Raw genomic sequence first — 19004 nt, forward strand, 5'->3', positions numbered from 1 at the left:
CGGCATCCTTCACCCTTCCCCCGTTCGGCGGGGAGGAGGTGCGAGAAAGGGGAGGTGGCAGGAACTGCGCGCACGTCGGCAGGATGCCGCGGACTCGACGCGCCGGACGGTGTCAGGAGCGTCCTAGGGTTGGACCCATGACACCCGAGGAGTCGGCCCGCGAAGAGACGCTGGGCGGCGTGTACGCGTTCGCCGCGTACTTCCTCTGGGGCTTCATGCCTCTCTACTTCATCCTGCTGGCCCCGACCGGCCCCTGGGAGGTCGTCGCCTGGCGCATCCTGTTCTCGCTGATCTTCTGCGCGCTCCTGCTCACCGTCACGCGCACCTGGCGAAAGCTCGTCGCGATCCTCCGCGACAAGCGGCTCGTGTTCTGGACGATCATCGCCGGCCTGCTGATCTACGTGAACTGGCAGGTGTTCCTCATCGGCATCCTCACCGGCCACGTCATCGAGGGGAGCCTCGGGTACTTCATCAACCCGATCGTGACGGTGCTGCTCGGAGTGCTCGTCCTCGGTGAGCGCCTGCGCCGCGCGCAGTGGGTCGCCATGGCGATCGCGGCGGTCGCCATCATCGTCATCATCGTCGCGTACGGCGCGTTCCCCTGGATCGCCCTCACCCTCGCGGCATCCTTCGGCACATACGGGCTCGTGAAGAAGCAGATCGGCCCGCGGGTGGATGCCATCAGCGGACTCACCCTCGAATCCCTCTGGCTCGCGCCCATCGCGATCGGCCAGCTCGTGGTCGTCGCAGAGACGTCTGGAATCACCTTCGGGAACGCCGGCGCCGGACACGCCGTGCTCCTCACCCTCGCCGGCGCGGTCACCGCGATCCCGCTGCTGCTGTTCGCCGCGGGCGCCCGGCGCGCTCCGCTGACGGTGATCGGGATGCTGCAGTTCGTCGCCCCGATCATGCAGTTCCTCACCGGGTGGTGGCTGCTCGGCGAGCCGATGCCGCTCGAGCGGTGGATCGGCTTCGGCCTCGTGTGGGTCGCGCTCGTGATCCTGACGATCGACTCGCTCCGGCACTCGCGCCGTGGCCGGGGGACGCGCCAGCCCGCCCAGATCGTCTGACCTCCGCGCCGGCGCGCACCCCTCACCGTCGCGCTCGTTATCGCACCGTGATCGTCCTGTTTCACACCGTTAACGCATCGCAACATTGGCGAGATCACCCTCGGGCTAGGTTTGACCCACTGGGGAGGCGCCCGTAGTCCCCCCGTGTTCACTCACAGCAAGGAGCAACATGAGCGTCTTCACGCGTTCAGGTGCTGGCAAGCTCGTCGGCGCGATCGCCGTCACCGCCGCCAGCGCCCTCCTCCTCGCCGGCTGCGCCGGCGGCGGAGGTTCGGCCGAACCCTCCGAGAGCAGCGCTCCCGCAGAGGACCTGACCCTCAAGATCGGCAGCGTGCTGCCCCAGACCGGCAGCCTGGCCTTCCTCGGCCCGCCCGAAGAGGCCGGCGTCCTGCTCGCCGTCAACGAGGTCAACGAGGCCGCCAAGGGTGGACTCACGATCGACTTCACGCCCGGCGACTCGGGCGACGCCGACAACAAGGCCTTCGAGACGACGGTTCCGAAGCTGCAGAACGCGGGCGTCTCCGCGATGATCGGTGCCGCCGCCTCCGGCGTCACCAAGCTCTTCCTCGACTCCAACGTCGCGGCGGGCATCATCACGTTCTCACCGGCCAACACGTCGCCCGACTTCACCGACTGGGACGACGACGGCCTCTACTGGCGCACGGCCCCGAGTGACCTGCTCCAGGGTGAGGTGCTCGGCAACCTGATCGCCGAGGACGGCCACAAGAACATCGGCATCATCTACCAGAACGACGCCTACGGCACGGGCCTGTTCGGCGTGGTCAAGGAGGTCTTCGAGAGCTCCGGCGGAAAGGTCGTCGCCGAGGCGTCCTACAACGACGGCGACAGCTCGTTCGACGCCCAGGTCGCCACGATCGCGGCGGCCCAGCCCGACGCCGTCGTCCTGATCACCTTCGACCAGTTCGCCACCATCGCGCCGCTGCTGGTGAACGCGGGTCAGTCGGCGGAGAACTTCTACCTCGTCGACGGAAACCTCAAGCAGTGGGGCACCGACGTGTCCGTCTCGCTCGAGGGCGCGAAGGGCACGACGCCCGGACCGGTGCTCGAGGACGACTTCAAGGACCGCCTCAACGCGGCGTGGACCGCGGACGGCAACACCGAGCTCGAGGACTACTCGTACTCGGCCGAGTCGTACGACGCGGTCATCCTGCTCGCGCTGGCGTCGCTCACCGCCGGCTCGACCGAAGGCCCCGAGATCGCCAGCAAGCTGCAGGAAGTCTCCGGCGGCTCGGGCGAGGGTGAGAAGTGCACCTCGTACGCCGAGTGCGCCGACATCATCCTCGGCGGCGGCGTGGCCGACTACGACGGCTACTCCGGCCCGATCACGTTCGACGAGAACGGCGACCCGACCGAGGCGTCGATCGGTATCTTCCAGTACGGTGCCGACAACACGCACACCCGCATCGAGACCCGCTGACGCGCGTCTTGTGCACGAAGGGCCCCGGAGAGATCCGGGGCCCTTCCCCTTTGCCCGCTCGCGCCTGCCGCGCACGCCCGACACGCAGAATCGTCCCGCGCGCGCTTTCCGCTCGCGCCGCACACGCAGAACCGGACACGCAGAACCGGACACGCAGAAGGGGGGATGCCTCGGCATCCCCCCTTCTGTCTTCCCGTCAGGACGTCGTCGTGTCGGGGTCGAGCTCTTCCTTGCCCATGTCCTGGATGCCGATGTCCTCGGCGCCCAGGGTGCCCAGGTACAGGCCGATGACCTGCGGGTCGTTGAGCAGCTCGCGGCCGGTGCCCTCGTAGGCGTCGCGGCCCTGGTCGAGGACGTAGCCGCGGTCGCAGATCTGCAGGCAGCGGCGCGCGTTCTGCTCGACCATGATGGTCGTCACGCCCGCCTTGTTGATGTCGGAGACGCGGATGAACGCGTCGTCCTGGCGGACGGGGGACAGGCCGGCGGAGGGCTCGTCGAGAAGCAGCACCGACGGGTCCATCATGAGCGCGCGGCTCATCGCGACCATCTGGCGCTCGCCGCCCGAGAGCGACCCCGCGCGCTGCTTGAGGCGCTTGCCGAGCTCCGCGAAGATCCCGGTGACGAACTCCAGCCGCTCGGCGTAGATCTTGGGGTTCTGGTAGAGCCCCATCTGCAGGTTCTCCTCGATCGACAGCGACGGGAACACGTTGTTGGTCTGCGGGACGAACGCGACGCCGCGGTGCACGAGCTTGTCGGCCTTGAGGCCCACGATCGACTCGCCGCCCAGCGTGATGTCGCCCCCGCGCACCTTGACGAGGCCGAAGATCGACTTGAGCAGCGTCGACTTGCCCGCGCCGTTCGGACCGATGATCCCGATCAGCTCGCCCTTGCGGGCGACGAGGTTCGCACCGTTGATGATGTTGATGCCGGGCAGGTACCCCGCCGTGAGGTCCCTGACCTCGACGACGATGTCGTCGGAGGTCGCGGTCTCCGCCGGCATCCCTGCGCTCTGCGCGACGCTCATTTGTTCTCCTCCTCGGCCTCGGCGACGCCGGCGGCCTCTTCCTCGCGGATGTCCTCGAGCAGCTCCTGCGCCGACTCGTCGAGCTCGCCCGGAACGCGGCCGGTCACGACGCCGAGGTCGACGTCCTGGTGGGTGCCGAGGTAGGCGTCGATGACCGCCTGGTCCTCCATGACGGTGTCGGGCGGCCCTTCGGCGACGACCTTGCCCTCGGCCATGACGACGACCCAGTCGGCGATGTGGCGCACCATGTGCATGTCGTGCTCGACGAACAGGACCGTCACGCCGAGGTCCTTGAGGTCGAGGATGTGGTCGAGCAGCGACTGCGTGAGGGCCGGGTTGACGCCGGCCATCGGCTCGTCGAGCATGACGAGGTTGGGGTCGCTCATGAGCGCGCGGGCCATCTCGAGGAGCTTCCGCTGCCCGCCCGAGAGCGAGGCGGCGAAGTCGGATGCCTTGCTGTCGAGCTTGAACCTCTTCAGCAGGCCGTGCGCCTTCTCCTCGTTCTCCTTCTCCTGGCCGCGCCAGATCGTCGGGAAGAACGCGGGCCAGAACTTCTCGCCCTTCTGCTTCGGGGCGCCCAGCTTCATGTTCTCGAGCACGGTCAGAAGCGACAGCGCCTTCGTCAGCTGGAACGTGCGCACCTGACCCATCCGCGCCACTTTGAAGGCGGGGATGCCGGCGAGGTTCTTGCCGTCGTACGACCACGACCCGGAGTTCGGCTTGTCGAACCCGCAGAGCAGGTTGAACAGCGTCGTCTTGCCGGCGCCGTTCGGGCCGATGAGCGCCGTGATGGCGTTCCGCGGGATCTCGAGGTGCTCGACGTCGACGGCGGTGAGGCCGCCGAAGCGCCGCGTGACGCCGTCGATGACCATGATCGGGTCGGTCTTGGCGACACCCGGGGCGGCGGGACCCTTCGCGAGTCCCGTCGCCTTGGGGCGCTTCACCGAGCCGGTGACGGGGGCGGGCTCAGCGGCCGCCGCGCTCTGCTCACTTGACAAAGGTCATCTCCCTCTTGTCGCCGAGAATGCCCTGCGGGCGGTAGATCACGAGGAGCATGAGCGACACGCCCACGAGGATGTAGCGCAGGGTTCCGGCCTGGATGTCGGTCATCGGCAGCCATCCCGCCCTCGCCATCTCCGGGAGGAGGTTGCCGAGAAGGGCCATCACCATCCAGAAGATCACCGAGCCGAGGGTCGGCCCGAGGATGGTCGAGGCGCCGCCGAGGAGCAGGATCGTCCAGAGGAAGAACGTCAGCGCCGTCGTGTAGCTCGAGGGGATCACCGCCGAGGGCAGCACGTAGACGATGCCGCCGAGGGCGCCGATGACACCACCGAGGATGAGCGCCTGCATCTTGTAGGCGAAGACGTTCTTGCCGAGCGAGCGCACGGCATCCTCGTCTTCACGGATGCCCTTCAGCACGCGGCCCCAGGGGCTCCGCATGAGCGCCCACACGACGAAGATCGACACCGCGAGCAGGATCAGGCCGAACACGACGACCCACAGCTGCTGCGCCGTGAACTGCCACGGGCCCCAGCCGTACCGCTCGCCGCGCGGGAGCACGGGGAACGGGTTCGCCGACTGGAAGTCGCCGTTGTAGTTGCCGAGGCCGTCGGCCGAGTTCGTCCATCTGTCGAAGACCTGCGTGGTGAACAGCAGTCGCACGATCTCGGCCGCCGCGATCGTCACGATCGCGAGGTAGTCGGCCCGCAGACGCAGGGTCGGAATGCCGAGGATGAAGGCGAAGATCGCCGCCAGCACGAGGCCGACCATCATCGCCAGCCACCACGGGAGGCCGAACGTGAGGATCGAGATCGCGTAGCCGTAGGCACCGAGGGCCATGAAGCCCGCCATGCCGAAGTTGAGCAGGCCCGCGTAGCCGAAGTGCACGGCGAGGCCGGTGGCCGCCAGCGCATAGGCGATGGTGACCGGGCTCAGCAGGTAGCTGAGCGTGTTCGAGAGGATGGCGCCCCAATCCATGGCGGTCACCCGAGCCTTTCTTTACGACCGAGCAGACCTTGAGGTCTGATCAGGAGGATCAGGATCAGCACGACGAGCGCTCCCGCGTACTTGAGGTCCGAGGGGATCCACAGCGTGGAGGTCTCGACGACGATGCCGACGATGAGCGAGCCGAGCAGCGCCCCGAACGCCGTGCCGAGGCCGCCGAGCGTGATCGCCGCGAAGATCAGCAGCAGCATCTGGGTGCCCATGTCCCACCGGACGCCCGGGCGGAAGTACGCCCACAGGATGCCGGAGACCGCCGCCAGCACGCCGGCGAGGACCCAGACGATCCGGATGACGCGGTCGACGTTGATGCCCGACGCCGACGCGAGCTGCGGGTTGTCGGAGATCGCCCGCGTCGCCTTGCCGATCCGGGTGCGCAGGAGGAAGAACGCGACCGCGAGGATGATGACGATGCTCACGCCCATGCTGATCAGGTCGATGTACGAGAGCTGGATCGGGCCGATCTGGATCGGGGCGGGGCTCGCGCCGGGCAACTGGTAGGTCTTGCCGCCGATGAAGAACTGGTAGGTGTAGCGCAACGCGAGCGAGAGTCCGATGCTGACGATCATTAGCTGGACGACCCCCAACCCCCGCCTTCGCAGAGGGCGCCACAGCGCGGCATCCATCACGAGTCCGAGCACACCGCCCGCGCCGATCGCGATGATGATCGCCGCCCACAGCGGGAGCATCCACGCCGACGTCGCGACGAGGGTGACGAGCGCCCCCCACGTCACCATCTCGCCGTGCGCGAAGTTCGACAGGCCGGTCGTGCCGTAGATGAGCGCCGCGCCCATCGCCGCGAGGGCGAGCAGGAGTCCGAAGTTCAGGCCGTTGACGAGGCGCACCGCGAGCTGGTCGGCGAACGACTGCGTCACGCGTTCGCCTTCGCCGAGGAAGAGGTTCACGATCTTCGTCTTGGTGAGACCGAACTCCACCTCGAACGACCCGGTCGTGCCCTGCACGGGCTGCAGGCCCTCGGGCAGCTGCGCCGGGTCGACGATGACGCCGTCGGGGAGGGTGTCCTCGTCGATCGTCAGCGTGTACGTGTCCTTGTCGGGCACGTAAAGGCGCCACTTGCCTTCGGTGTCGGTGACGGTCTCGGCATCGAAGCCGCCGCCCTCGACGGAGACGGTCACATCGGCGACCGGCTTGTCGTCGAAGGTGATCACGCCGCCGAAGTAGTAGTCGGTGGGCTCCTGGTCGCCGCCGGGGGTGTCGGGTGCGGCCGCGGGAACGGCGGGGGCCTCCGGGGCGGCGGGTTCTGCGGCGGACGCGGCCCCCGGACTGCTCAGCAGCAGCGTGGCGGCGGCGAGGAACGCCGCCAGGGCCAGCACGATCCACCTCAGTGGAGTCCGCGCAGTGACGGTCGTGGGTCTCAAGAGATCCTCCAGTCCGGCGCACCGGTCGGGTGATGCGGTCGGGGATGCGGGTCGCATCGGCATTGATCAACGACGGTACGAGCGTAATGTGTCGGGCGTGTTTCCGCCTTCCGGTCGGATGTTTCCGGCGGGTCGGAACGGCGGCTTCGGCATCCTGACACGCGTGCGCACGCGTGAGGGAATGTTCTCTCGCGCGCGCGACTTAGAATTGAGTACCGGTTCTCGATGCCGGTTTCGTCGCGGCACAGCCGGGCCGCGGTGCCCGGATCACGGTAGGCAGGGAGAGCACGTGGAGCACAACGACCCGTTCGGATTCGTCGGACTGACCTATGACGACGTGCTGCTGCTGCCGGGCCACACCGACGTCATCCCGTCGGAGGCCGACACCTCTTCCCGGGTCACGCGCCGCATCACCGTCGCGACGCCGCTCCTGTCTGCCGCGATGGACACCGTCAGCGAAGCGCGCATGGCGATCGCCATGGCGCGCGAGGGCGGTCTCGGCATCCTGCACCGGAACCTCTCCATCGCAGACCAGGCCGCCATGGTCGACCAGGTCAAGCGCAGCGAGTCGGGCATGATCACCGACCCGATCACCACGACCCCCGACGCGACGATCGAAGATGTCAACGCGCTCTGCGCCCAATACCGCATCTCGGGGCTGCCCGTCGTCGACGACGAGGGGCGCCTGCTCGGCATCATCACCAACCGCGACATGCGCTTCGTCTCGGGCTTCGAGCGCCAGACAACCAAGGTCCGCGACGTCATGACCTCCGAGGGGCTCGTGACCGGCAAGGTCGGCATCGCCGCCGGCGAGGTCATTTCGCTGTTCGCCCGCCACCGCGTCGAGAAGCTGCCGCTCATCGACGACGACGGCAAGCTTGCGGGCCTCATCACCATCAAGGACTTCGACAAGAGCGAGAAGTACCCCCTCGCCACCAAGGACGAGCACGGGCGCCTGCGCGTGGGAGCTGCGATCGGCTTCTTCGGCGACGCGTGGGAGCGCGCCGAGGCCCTCCGCGACGCGGGCGTCGACGTCATCGTCGTCGACACGGCCAACGGGCAGTCGCAGGGCGTCATCGACATGGTGCGGCGCCTCAAGGCCGACGAGTCGTTCGCCCACATCGACGTCATCGGCGGCAACGTCGCCACCCGCGAGGGCGCGCAGGCGCTCGTCGATGCGGGCGTGGATGCCGTCAAGGTCGGCGTCGGCCCGGGCTCCATCTGCACGACGCGCATCGTCGCGGGCGTGGGTGTGCCGCAGATCACGGCGATCTGGGAGGCGTACCAGGCCGCGCGCGAGGCCGGCATCCCGGTCATCGCCGACGGCGGCCTGCAGTACTCGGGCGACATCGCGAAGGCCCTCGTCGCGGGCGCCGACACGGTCATGCTCGGCTCGCTCCTCGCCGGCACCGACGAGTCGCCGGGCGAGATCGTCTTCCAGGGCGGCAAGCAGTTTAAGCTCTACCGCGGCATGGGGTCGCTCGGTGCCATGCAGACGCGCGGCAAGAAGACGTCGTACTCGAAGGACCGCTACTTCCAGGCCGACATCCCCTCCGACGACAAGCTGATTCCCGAAGGCATCGAGGGCCAGGTCGCGTACCGCGGCCCCGTCTCGGCCGTCGCCTACCAGCTCGTCGGGGGCCTGCGTCAGTCGATGTTCTACGTCGGCGCACGCACGATCGACGAGCTCAAGGCGCGCGGCAAGTTCGTCCGCATCACGGCGGCGGGCCTCAAGGAGTCGCACCCCCACGACGTCCAGATCGTCGTCGAGGCGCCCAACTACAAGAAGTAGGCCGCCGCGCTACAAGACGCAGGCCGCCGCGCGGCGCGTGGGTTGCGGCATCCTGCCCACGTGGTCCGCAGAAAGTCACGTGCTCCGCAGGCGGAACCGGTTGCGGATGCGGAGTACGCGACGATCTGCGGAGTTCATCCGCTCCTCCCCAGCGGCTGATCTGCGCGATCCATCCACATGTCGCCCGATCGACGGCATCCAGCGCGTGCAGAGGGGCGAGGATGCCTGGCATGCCACCTTCGCTCGCCGACCGGATTCTGGGCGTCGCGCTGCACCGCGACCAGTTGCACGCCGAGGGGTACACCGACCGCCAGCTCCGCGCACTCGTCCGCGCGGGCGAGGTCGACGTGCTGCGACGCTCGTGGTTCGTCTCGCGCGCGGCCGATGACGCGGTGCGCGAGGCCGCGCGGCTCGGCGGGCGCCTGACGTGCACGAGCCTCGCCCGTCGCCGCGGGTGGTGGATGCCAGAGGGAATCGGTGACGAGCCGCACCTGCACTTCGTGCCGGGGAGCACCGGTCCGCGCCCCCGAGACACGTGGCCCGGCGTCGCGCACTGGACGCAGCCGCTCGTCCCGCTCGGCCGCTCGCTCGTCGCCGGCGTGGAAGATGCGCTCGCGCACATCGCCCTCTGCCAGAGCCCGGATGCCGCGCTGGCGCTGTGGGAATCGGCATCCCGCGTGGAGAAACTCTCGCCCGAGGCGCTGCGAGGGGTGCGCTGGGCGTCTCGGGCCGCGCGTGACCTCGCCGGGCGGGTGAACGGCCTCGCCGACTCGGGGCTCGAAGTGCTCGTCTGCGCGCCGCTCCGACGCCTCGGCGTGCAGGTGCGGCAGCAGGTCGTGCTCGCCGGAAAACCCGTCGATGTGCTCGTCGGGCGTTGGCTCGTCATCCAGATCGACGGGTGGGCGCACCACTCGAGCTCGGCTCAGAGATCGAAGGACATCGCGCACGATGCCGAGCTGCGACTTCGGGGCTACACCGTTCTGCGGTTCTCGTACGCACAGGTGGTCTACCACCGGGATGCCGTGGAGCGCACGATCCGCCGGGCGCTCGCCGCCGGGCTGCACACGAACTCCGCAGTATGACGCGTACTCCGCAGGCGGGACCGGTTGCGGGTGCGGAGTACATGACGATCTGCGGAGTACGTGCGCCGAAGCCCGCGCCCGAAGCCCGCACCGCAGCGCGGGTAGGCTGGAGGGCGTGAGCATGGAGATCGAGCTCGGCCGCGCCAAGCGCGCCCGCCGCGCGTATGCGTTCGACGACATCGCGGTCGTGCCCTCGCGGCGCACCCGCAACCCCGAAGATGTATCGACGGCCTGGTCGATCGACGCCTACGGCTTCGACATCCCGGTGCTCGGCGCCCCCATGGACTCGGTCATGTCGCCGCGCACGGCGATCATGCTCGGGCAGCTCGGCGGCCTCGGGGTCCTCGACCTCGAGGGCGTCTGGACGCGCTACGACGACCCCGAGCCCCTCCTCGCCGAGATCGCCGCGATGCCCGCGGCCGAAGCCACCCGCCGCATGCAGGAGCTCTACGCCGAGCCGATCAAGCCCGAGCTCGTCCGCGACCGCCTCGCCGAGATCCGCGCGGGGGGCGTCACGGTCGCCGGGGCCCTCACCCCGCAGCGCACGCAGGAGCTCTACGAGACGGTCGTCGCGGCCGGCGTCGACCTCTTCGTCATCCGCGGCACGACGGTCTCGGCCGAGCATGTGTCGTCGGATGCCGAGCCGCTCAACCTCAAGAAGTTCATCTACGACCTCGACGTCCCCGTCATCGTCGGCGGCGCCTCGACCTACACGGCGGCGCTCCACCTCATGCGCACGGGCGCGGCGGGCGTCCTCGTCGGCTTCGGCGGGGGAGCGGCCTCCACGACCCGCGCGGTGCTCGGTGTCCACGCGCCGATGGCGACCGCCGTCGCCGACGTCGCCGGCGCGCGCCGCGACTACCTCGACGAATCGGGCGGCCGCTACGTCCACGTCATCGCCGACGGCGGCGTGGGCACGTCCGGCGACATCGTCAAGGCGCTCGCCATGGGTGCGGATGCCGTCATGCTCGGCGTCGCGCTCGCGCGCTCGACCGACGCGCCCGGCCACAGCTACCACTGGGGTCCGGAGTCGCACCACGCGAAACTACCGCGGGGCAAGCGCGTCGCCGTGGAACAGGTCGGCACGATGGAGCAGGTCCTGTACGGGCCGGCCCCTGTCGCCGACGGCACCACCAACCTCATCGGCGCGCTGAAGAAGTCGATGGCCACGACCGGATACTCGGACCTCAAGGAGTTCCAGCGCGTCGAGGTCGTCGTCGCGCCGTACTCCACGAAGTGATGACGTCAGACCCCCAGGCATCCCCTCGCACGCCCGAGCCCGGCGCCCGCACGTCCGCGCCCGAGCCGCCGGAGGTGTTCCCGCCGACGCTGCGCGAAGTGATGCTCCGGCCCTGGTGGATCGGGATGCTCTTGTTCGCCCTCGTCGTCGCCGGCGTCTTCGCCTGGCTCGGCCAGTGGCAGCTGGGCCGCGCGATCGACACGAATCCGCCGCCCCCCGGCATCACCGAGGACGTGCGCCCCATCGCCGACGTCGTCGCCCCGGGGACGTACCTGCCCGAGCCGCTCGTCGGGCAGAAGGTCGACGTCGCCGGCACGTTCGTCGCCGGTGACTTCCTCGTGGTCTCCTCGCGCTTCAACGGCGGCGACGAGGGTTACTGGGTCACGGGCCAGCTGCGGGTGGACCCGGCCACGCCCGCCGGCGAGGAGGGGCAGATCCCCGACCCGACCTCGCTCGCCGTCGCGATCGGGTGGACGCCGACCCGCGCCGTCGCGGAAGCCGCGGCATCCTCCCTCAACAGCGACCCCGGAAGCGATGATCTTGCCGCCGTCGAGCTCACCGGCCGGCTCATCTCCGACGAGGGCCCGGCGCTGCCTCCGAAGGGCGCGCCGGCGACCGAGATGACCCGCATGTCACCGGCTGCCCTCTTGAGCTGGTGGCACGACACCGACGGGCTCAACGTGTATCGGCCCTACCTGGTGGCGGACGGCGGCGACACGCTGCGGGACGGCCTCGTGCCGATCGATTCGCCGGCGCCCGAAGAGGGCTCGAACGTCAACTGGCTCAACGTCTTCTACGCCGTCGAGTGGGCGATCTTCGCCGGCTTCGCCTTCTACATGTGGTACCGCCTGGCGAGGGATGCCTGGGAGAAGGAGCTCGAGGAGCTCGAGGAGCGGGGTCCGGCGGCCTGACCTCGCCCGGCGACTAGACTGGAGGCCATGCCCCAGCCCAAGCTCGCCACCTTCCCGGCGATCCGCGGCGCGCTGCGCTTCTACCAGATCGCCTCGGTCATCACGGGCGTCATGCTCCTGCTCCTGTGCGCCGAGATGATCATCAAGTACGCCTTCGGCTACGAGCTGTTCCTCGGCGGCTCCGGCGGATTCCTGTGGTTCGCCCCCGTCGTCGAAACCGCGACCGGGCACGAGTCGACCGGCGACGGGGTGAACCTGTCCCTCGGCATCCTCATCGCGCACGGCTGGTTCTACGTCGTCTACCTCTTCGCGTGCTTCCGCGTGTGGAGCCTCATGCGCTGGGGCTTCGGCCGCTTCATCATGCTCGCCCTCGGCGGCATCGTCCCGCTCCTGTCGTTCTTCATGGAGGCCCGCGTCGCCCGCGACGTGAAGGCGTACCTCGCGAAGCGCGAGGCCGACGAGGCGTCCGCGGCGGCATCCGCATCCACAACTCCCGCCCACCCCGCCACCCCCGCCACGGAAGGCAGCCGTTGACCACCCAGACCGAGACCGATCAGCGTCCCGTCCTCGTCGTCGACTTCGGCGCACAGTATGCGCAACTGATCGCGCGGCGCGTGCGCGAGGCCGGCGTCTACAGCGAGATCGTCCCGCACACCGCGACCGCCGACGAGGTCGCCGCGAAGAACCCCGTCGCGCTGATCCTCTCCGGCGGACCGTCCTCGGTCTACGAGGACGGCGCGCCGAGCCTCGACCCCGGCATCCTGCAGCTCGGAGTGCCGACGCTCGGCATCTGCTACGGGTTCCAGGTCATGGCCCAGCAGCTCGGCGGCACGGTCGCGAACACGGGCCTGCGCGAGTACGGCGCGACGGATGCCGTCGTCGCAGGCTCCGGGGGCGTGCTCCTCGCCGGGCAGCCGCAGGACCAGAACGTCTGGATGAGCCACGGCGACCAGGTCTCGGCCCCACCCGAGGGCTTCGAGGTCCTCGCCTCGACCGCCGCGACCCCCGTCGCCGCCTTCGGCAGCGCCGAGAGGTGCTTCTACGGCGTGCAGTGGCACCCCGAGGTGAAGCACTCCGACTACGGCCAGGCCGTCATCGAGAACTTCCTGCACAAGGCGGCGGGCCTTCCCGCCGACTGGAACAGCGGCAACGTCATCGCCGAGCAGGTCGCGCGCATCCGCGAGCAGGTCGGTTCGGGGCGCGTGCTCTCGGCCCTGTCGGGCGGCGTCGACTCCGCCGTCTCGACGGCGCTCGTGCACGAGGCCGTCGGCGACCAGCTCGTCGCGGTGTTCGTCGACCACGGGCTCCTCCGCAAGGGCGAGCGCGAGCAGGTCGAGAACGACTACGTCGCCTCGACGGGCGTCCGACTCATCACGGTCGACGCACGCGAGACGTTCCTGAACGCGCTCGCGGGCGTCAGCGACCCCGAGCAGAAGCGCAAGATCATCGGCCGCGAGTTCATCCGCGCGTTCGAGAAGGTGCAGGCGGACCTCGTCGCCGAGGCCGCCGCCGAGGGCGAGCCGATCCGCTTCCTCGTGCAGGGGACGCTCTACCCCGATGTCGTCGAGTCGGGCGGCGGCACCGGCACCGCGAACATCAAGAGCCACCACAATGTCGGCGGGCTTCCCGAAGACCTCCAGTTCGAGCTCGTCGAGCCGCTCCGCACCCTCTTCAAGGACGAGGTCCGCGCGATCGGTCGCGAGCTCGGGCTACCTGAAGAGATCGTCTCCCGTCAACCCTTTCCGGGCCCCGGCCTCGGCATCCGGATCGTGGGTGAGGTCACCGCTGACCGCCTCGCGATTCTGCAGGATGCCGACGCCATCGCCCGCGAGGAGCTGACCAAGGCCGGCCTCGACGGCGAGATCTGGCAGTGCCCCGTCGTGCTCCTCGCCGACGTGCGCTCGGTGGGCGTGCAGGGCGACGGCCGCACCTACGGGCATCCGATCGTCCTGCGTCCCGTCTCCAGCGAAGATGCGATGACCGCCGACTGGACGCGCCTGCCCTACGACGTGCTCTCGAAGATCTCGAACCGCATCACCAACGAGGTCCGCGACGTGAACCGGGTCGTGCTCGATGTCACCTCCAAGCCCCCGGGGACCATCGAGTGGGAGTGATCTGACCGGATGCCGGGGCCGCGCGCCCCAGCATCCGTCGTTTCCCCCTGTGACTACCCCCCGTGACTCAGCGCGCGATGCGCAGCGTCACGATCTCGAACGGGCGCAGCGCCAGATCGAGGTACGAGAGAGCGTCGTCTACGCCGCTGACCGCGCGGCGCTCCGTCTCCCGTTCGAGCAGATCGGTCTCGACGACGCCGCTGGCCTCGAAGTCGAGCGTGAGTCGGCCCGCGGTGCGCGCGCCGAGGGCTTCGTAGAGCCGCACCACGACGTCGCCGCTGCCGTCCTCGGCGAGTTTGACCGCCTCGACCACGATGCCCTCGCTGTCGACGCGCAGCAGGGGGGCGAGCTCCTCCGCGCCGCCGACGACGGTCCGTTCGGGAAGGTTGATCCGGTATCCCTCAGCGACCGCCGTCCCGACGTCCGCGCCGACGACGAACCCGACGCGCAGGCGGTGACGGCCCTCGTCCTGCGTGGGATCGGGGAAGAGTGCCGACCGGATGAGTGAGAGTCGCACGGTGCTCACCGTGCCCCGGCCGTCCGCGCGCGCGGCGCGGGTGATGTCGTGGCCATAGGTCGAATCGTTGACCACCGCGACGCCGAAGCCCGGCTCGGCGACCCGCACCCAGCGGTGCGCGACCGTCTCGAAGCGGGCGGCATCCCACGAGGTGTTGGTATGGGTGGGGCGCTCGATGTGACCGAACTGGATCTCGGAGGTCGCGGTGTCGGTGTGCACGTCGATCGGGAAGGCGAACTTGAGGAGCTTCTGCGTCTCGTGCCAGTCGATGTCGAGATCGAACGCGACGACGCGCGCGTCGGCGCCGAGGGAGATGCGTTCGGTGAGGTGCGACGACCCGAACGTCCGCTCGACGACGATGGTGTCGTCCTCGACGCGCACCGATGAGGCGTCGACCAGATCGGCGACGTTCTCGCGGTAGTGCACGTCGATGTCCCAGGCATCCCACTGCGTGGGCGTGTCGCGGTGCAGCTGCAGGAGACCCGCAACACTCCCGGGCGCGACGGCCTCGCGTCCCGTGGCCACCTCGACGGCGGAGGTCACCAGCCCGCGACCGTCGACATGCACGCGCAGGATGCCGTTGTCGAGCGTCCACCCGTCGCCGTCCTGCACCGGCGCGGCGAGCGCCGGTGCATCCGTCTTCGCTGACCCGCCGCCGAGGGCCGGCACGCCGCCGCGCGCGTGGGGGGCGGCGTTGACCGTGATGGTCGTCGTCCCCTCGCCGGCGAGGCCGGCGAGGCTCGTCGCGATGATGTCCTCGAGCTCGCGCGCGACGGCCGCGTAATTGCGCTCCGCATCGTGATAGACCCAGGCGATCGACGAGCCGGGCAGGATGTCGTGGAACTGCTGGAGCAGTACGGTCTCCCACGCGCGCCGCAAGCGCTCGGCAGGATAGGTCGCACCCGTGCGCACCGTGGCGGTGGTCGCCCACAGCTCCGCTTCGCGCAGAAGGTGCTCGCTGCGCCGGTTGCCCTGCTTGGTGGCCAGTTGGCTCGTGTAGGTGCCGCGATGGAACTCCAGGTACAGCTCTCCGGTCCAGACCTCGGGGTGCGGGTACTCGGCCTCGGCTGTCTCGAAGAATGCGCGCGGGGTGCTGTGCACGACCTTCGGCGAACCCTCGAGAGAATGGGTGCGCGTGATCGCCTGCGCCATTTCCCGCGTCGGGCCGCCACCTCCGTCGCCGTAGCCGTAGGGGAGGAGCGAGACGTTGGCGCGACCCTTGTCGGCGAAGTTGTGCTCGGCGTGGGCGAGCTCCTTCGCCGAGACGACGGAGTTGTAGGTGTCGACCGGGGGGAAGTGCGTGAACAGGCGGGTGCCGTCGATGCCCTCCCACTGGAAGGTGTGGTGCGGCATGCGATTGGTTTCGTTCCACGAGGTCTTCTGCGTGAGGAACCACCGCGCTCCCGCAGCGGCCGCGATCTGCGGCAGCGCCCCCGTGTAGCCGAACGAGTCGGGAAGCCACACCTCCGGGGTGTCGATGCCGAACTCGCAGAGGAAGAAGCTCTTGCCCGCCACGAACTGTCGGGCGAGCGCCTCACCCCCGGGCATGTTGGTGTCGGATTCGACCCACATGCTCCCGACCGGCACGAAGCGGCCCTCGGCGACGCGCTCGGCGATCCGCGCGAACAGGTCGGGGTAGACCTCTTTGATCCAGGCGTACTGCTGGGCGGAGGATGCCGCGAAGACGACGTCGGGATCTTCGTCCATGAGCGAGAGGACGTTCGAGAAGGTGCGAGCGACCTTCCGTACCGTCTCGCGCACCGGCCACAGCCAGGCCGAGTCGATGTGGGCGTGACCGACCGCGTGGAGGGTGTGTGCGCTTCCGACGGCGGGCCGGGCGAGGAGGGGAGCGAGGATCTCGCGGCCGCGCGCGGCCGTGCCGGCCACGTCGTCGGGATCGACGGCGTCGATCATCCGCTCGAGGCCGACGAGGATCTCGGCGCGACGGGGCGACTGCGGGTCGATCTGGTCGGCGAGTCCTCGCAGCGCGCGCACGTCGGCGAGGAGGGCGGCGACCTCGAGGTCGCGCAGGCGGAGGTCGACGTGGCGCAGGCGGTAGATCGGCCCGGGCCCCGCGGTCGCCTTGTCGCCGAGCGACGTCGGCGCGAAGCTGAACAAGCTCCCGACGTCGGGGTTCGACGCCGCCTCGAGGTAGACGTCGACGGTGCCTTCGGCGGCGACCGCCTCGCTGACCGCGGTGTTCAGCGGTGCGACGCCGCGTACGGGGTGCCCCTCGGCATCCCACACCATTCCCTCGCACTGGAACCCGGGCTGCCCGCTCGTGAAGCCGAGATCGACGACCATCTCCGCCCGCGTCGTCGGAGGGAGGGCACCCTCGCGGCGCCACTCCTCGGGGACGGCGCCCCGCACGCGGAACCATGTCGTGCCCCACGGCCGGCCCCACGCGTCCCCGGCCGAGATCGGCGCGTAGACGCCCGCGGCGGCCTCCGCGAACGGAACCGGCTCGTCGGGGGCCTCCCAGAACTCGAGATCGAGGGGGACAGCGGCGCGATAGACGGCGGGAGTGAGCCGCTCGCGCACGAAACGGTCGATGCGAAGCGCGGCGAGAGAGGAGCGGTCGTGCATGGTGGAGCCTTTCGGGGGAGAGTCAGCCCTTGACCGATCCGGCGAGTGCGAACGCACCGCCGGACAGGCGCTGGACGACGACGTAGAGGACGATCATGGGGGTCGCATAGAGCACGGATTACGCGGCGAGCTGTCCGTAGGCGATGGCCCCGCACTGTCCGAAGAAGTTGAAGATCGACACGGCGGCCGGGAACTTCGACGAGGTGAACAAGAGGACGAAGGGGACGAAGAAGTTCCCCCATGCGGTGGTGAACACGAAGATGAACACGACGCCGATGCCCGGGCGCATGAGGGGCAGGACCACTCTCGTCAGCGCCTGCATCGAGGACGCGCCGTCGACCCAGGCTGCCTCTTCGAGGGAAACCGGTACCGAGTCCATGAAGTTCTTCAGCATCCAGATGGCCATCGGCAGCGACGTCGCCGCCATGAAGAGGACGACCCCCCACACCGAGTCGAGGAGTTCCATGGACACGAACAGGGCGTAGACCGGCACCATCATCGCAGTGATGGGCAGGCCCGTCCCGAAGAGGATCGCGTACATGAACGACTTCTGGAACCGCAGTCGGTAGCGCGAGAGCGGGTAAGCGGCGAGGACGCCCACGATGACGGTGATCGCCGCGGTCCCGAACGAGATCAGGATCGAGTTCAGCAGAGGCTGCCAGGTCAGCTCCCACGTCATGACCTTCGTGTAGTTGTCGACCGTCCACGTCTCGGGCAGCTTCATCGACGTCGTCGCATTCGGATCGAAGGAGGCGAACACGATCCACAGGAGCGGCACGAGGAAGGTCAGACCGATCGCCGCGAGGATGAGCGACGAGAGAAGGGCCTGCGTCCGCTTGCGCGGCGAGGCGACGCTGATCGGCTTCGGCGACGCGGCGCGACGCGTCGTGACGGCTTCGGTCTGGGTGGCGGTCATCTCAGTCCACCTCCGGCTTCAAGAGCTTGATGTACGCGATGGAGAACACCGCGCCGATGAGCAGCGTCACGACGGCGATCGCGGTGCCGTATCCGACCTGTGCGAACTTGAAGGCCTCTTGGTAGGCGAGCACGGGGAGTGTGGAGGATTGGATGCCGGGGCCTCCGCCGGTCATCACCCAGATCAGGGTGAACACGCCGAGGGTCTGCAGGGTCGTCAGCAGCAGGTTCGTCGAGATCGAGCGCCGGATGAACGGGAGCGTGACTCGGATGAAGCGCTGCCACGCGTTCGCTCCGTCGATCTCCGCGGCTTCGGTGAGGTCAGGGGGAACCTCGGCCAGCGCGGCGTTGTAGACCATCATCGAGAAGGCGGTGCCGCGCCAGATGTTGGCGAGGATGACCGACAGCATGGGCAGGTAGTACAGCCACGCCGTCCCTTCCAGGCCGATCCACCCCAGCATGACGTTGAGTGTGCCGTCCTTCGAGAAGAACGCGTACAGCGCGAATGCGGCGACGATCTCGGGGAGCACCCAGGCGAGAACGACGAGGCCGCCGACGAGGGAGCGGAGCGGCTTCACCGCGGAGCGCAGGAGAACGGCCAGCAGCATTCCGAGGAGGTTCTGGCCGATCACGGCGGATGCTAGGACGAACACGACCGTCAGCCACAGCGACATCCAGAAGTCCGGTGAGGACAACAGCGCCGCGTAGTTGTCGAGGCCGATGAACTGGGGGTTCGCGGCGCGGGGTCCGGTGAGGGCCCGGTCGGTGAGCGAGCCGTAGAGCGCGTAGATGATCGGGCCCGCCATGAAGGCGAGCAGGAGCACGATCGCGGGAAGGAGCGGGAGGACGCGAGAGAGGGTGCGGCTGCCACGGCGTGGCCGGGAGGAGTGCTCCCGGCCACGCGTGACCGTGCCGCGCGGGGCGACGGCGGTCAT

The 19004-nt window shown here is 69.2% G+C and carries 14 protein-coding genes and 1 pseudogene; 8 read left to right on the forward strand and 7 right to left on the reverse strand.

The features are described from left to right. Window positions 1-137 precede the first annotated feature (137 nt). On the forward strand, window positions 138-1070 hold the full coding sequence (gene rarD, locus ACRVYW_RS04070) for an EamA family transporter RarD (protein WP_431801974.1): 933 nt from the start codon (window positions 138-140) through the stop codon (window positions 1068-1070). Between the two features lie 169 nt (window positions 1071-1239). Beyond that, window positions 1240-2508, forward strand: coding sequence for an ABC transporter substrate-binding protein (locus tag ACRVYW_RS04075; RefSeq protein WP_431801976.1), 1269 nt, complete (start codon window positions 1240-1242; stop codon window positions 2506-2508). A 196-nt stretch (window positions 2509-2704) separates the two neighbouring features. On the opposite strand, the gene ACRVYW_RS04080 is transcribed toward ACRVYW_RS04075, so the two are convergent. The 4 genes from ACRVYW_RS04080 to ACRVYW_RS04095 form a co-directional block, all read right to left on the reverse strand. Then, window positions 2705-3508 (reverse strand): ABC transporter ATP-binding protein, encoded by an 804-nt coding sequence (locus ACRVYW_RS04080; protein WP_431802586.1) that lies wholly within the window; start codon window positions 3506-3508, stop codon window positions 2705-2707. 20 nt (window positions 3509-3528) lie between these two features. Then, complete coding sequence (locus tag ACRVYW_RS04085; RefSeq protein WP_431802588.1) at window positions 3529-4404, reverse strand: ABC transporter ATP-binding protein; 876 nt, start codon at window positions 4402-4404, stop codon at window positions 3529-3531. A 115-nt stretch (window positions 4405-4519) separates the two neighbouring features. Continuing rightward, the gene (locus ACRVYW_RS04090) at window positions 4520-5509 is read right to left on the reverse strand and encodes a branched-chain amino acid ABC transporter permease (RefSeq protein WP_431802590.1); all 990 of its coding nucleotides are present in this window, start codon (window positions 5507-5509) and stop codon (window positions 4520-4522) included. Between the two features lie 5 nt (window positions 5510-5514). Further along, window positions 5515-6912 carry an ABC transporter permease subunit gene (locus ACRVYW_RS04095; protein WP_431801978.1) on the reverse strand — a complete coding sequence of 466 codons (1398 nt, stop codon included), beginning with the start codon at window positions 6910-6912 and terminating at the stop codon, window positions 5515-5517. Between the two features lie 289 nt (window positions 6913-7201). Here ACRVYW_RS04095 and guaB point away from each other — a divergent pair, with 289 nt between their 5' ends. The 6 genes from guaB (at window position 7202) to guaA (ending at window position 14051) form a co-directional block, all read left to right on the forward strand. Next, a complete protein-coding gene (gene guaB / locus ACRVYW_RS04100) occupies window positions 7202-8704 on the forward strand; it encodes an IMP dehydrogenase (protein WP_431801979.1) in 1503 nt (500 codons plus the stop codon). A gap of 230 nt (window positions 8705-8934) precedes the next feature. After that, window positions 8935-9786 carry an endonuclease domain-containing protein gene (locus ACRVYW_RS04105; protein WP_431801980.1) on the forward strand — a complete coding sequence of 284 codons (852 nt, stop codon included), beginning with the start codon at window positions 8935-8937 and terminating at the stop codon, window positions 9784-9786. Between the two features lie 121 nt (window positions 9787-9907). Next, window positions 9908-11026, forward strand: coding sequence for a GuaB3 family IMP dehydrogenase-related protein (locus tag ACRVYW_RS04110; RefSeq protein ID WP_431802592.1), 1119 nt, complete (start codon window positions 9908-9910; stop codon window positions 11024-11026). A 101-nt stretch (window positions 11027-11127) separates the two neighbouring features. Then, on the forward strand, window positions 11128-11937 hold the full coding sequence (locus ACRVYW_RS04115; RefSeq protein WP_431802594.1) for an SURF1 family protein: 810 nt from the start codon (window positions 11128-11130) through the stop codon (window positions 11935-11937). 27 nt (window positions 11938-11964) lie between these two features. After that, on the forward strand, window positions 11965-12471 hold the full coding sequence (locus ACRVYW_RS04120; RefSeq protein ID WP_431801982.1) for a DUF3817 domain-containing protein: 507 nt from the start codon (window positions 11965-11967) through the stop codon (window positions 12469-12471). After that, entirely contained in the window at window positions 12468-14051 is a 1584-nt protein-coding gene (guaA, locus tag ACRVYW_RS04125) for a glutamine-hydrolyzing GMP synthase (RefSeq protein WP_431801984.1), read from the forward strand. The genes ACRVYW_RS04120 and guaA overlap by 4 nt, the downstream gene beginning before the upstream one ends. A 67-nt stretch (window positions 14052-14118) precedes the next feature. Here guaA and ACRVYW_RS04130 read toward each other — a convergent pair whose 3' ends face one another. From ACRVYW_RS04130 to ACRVYW_RS04140, 3 genes and pseudogenes are all read right to left on the reverse strand, one after another. Next, window positions 14119-17154: an alpha-mannosidase gene (locus ACRVYW_RS04130; RefSeq protein WP_431801985.1), complete on the reverse strand. Its 3036-nt coding sequence runs from the start codon at window positions 17152-17154 to the stop codon at window positions 14119-14121. 22 nt (window positions 17155-17176) lie between these two features. Further along, window positions 17177-18070 (reverse strand): annotated as a pseudogene (locus tag ACRVYW_RS04135) (carbohydrate ABC transporter permease). A 1-nt stretch (window position 18071) separates the two neighbouring features. Then, window positions 18072-19004: a carbohydrate ABC transporter permease gene (locus ACRVYW_RS04140; protein ID WP_431801987.1), complete on the reverse strand. Its 933-nt coding sequence runs from the start codon at window positions 19002-19004 to the stop codon at window positions 18072-18074.

The organism is Microbacterium sp. bgisy203 (genome assembly GCF_965345155.1).
Taxonomy (GTDB): Bacteria; Actinomycetota; Actinomycetes; order Actinomycetales; family Microbacteriaceae; genus Microbacterium.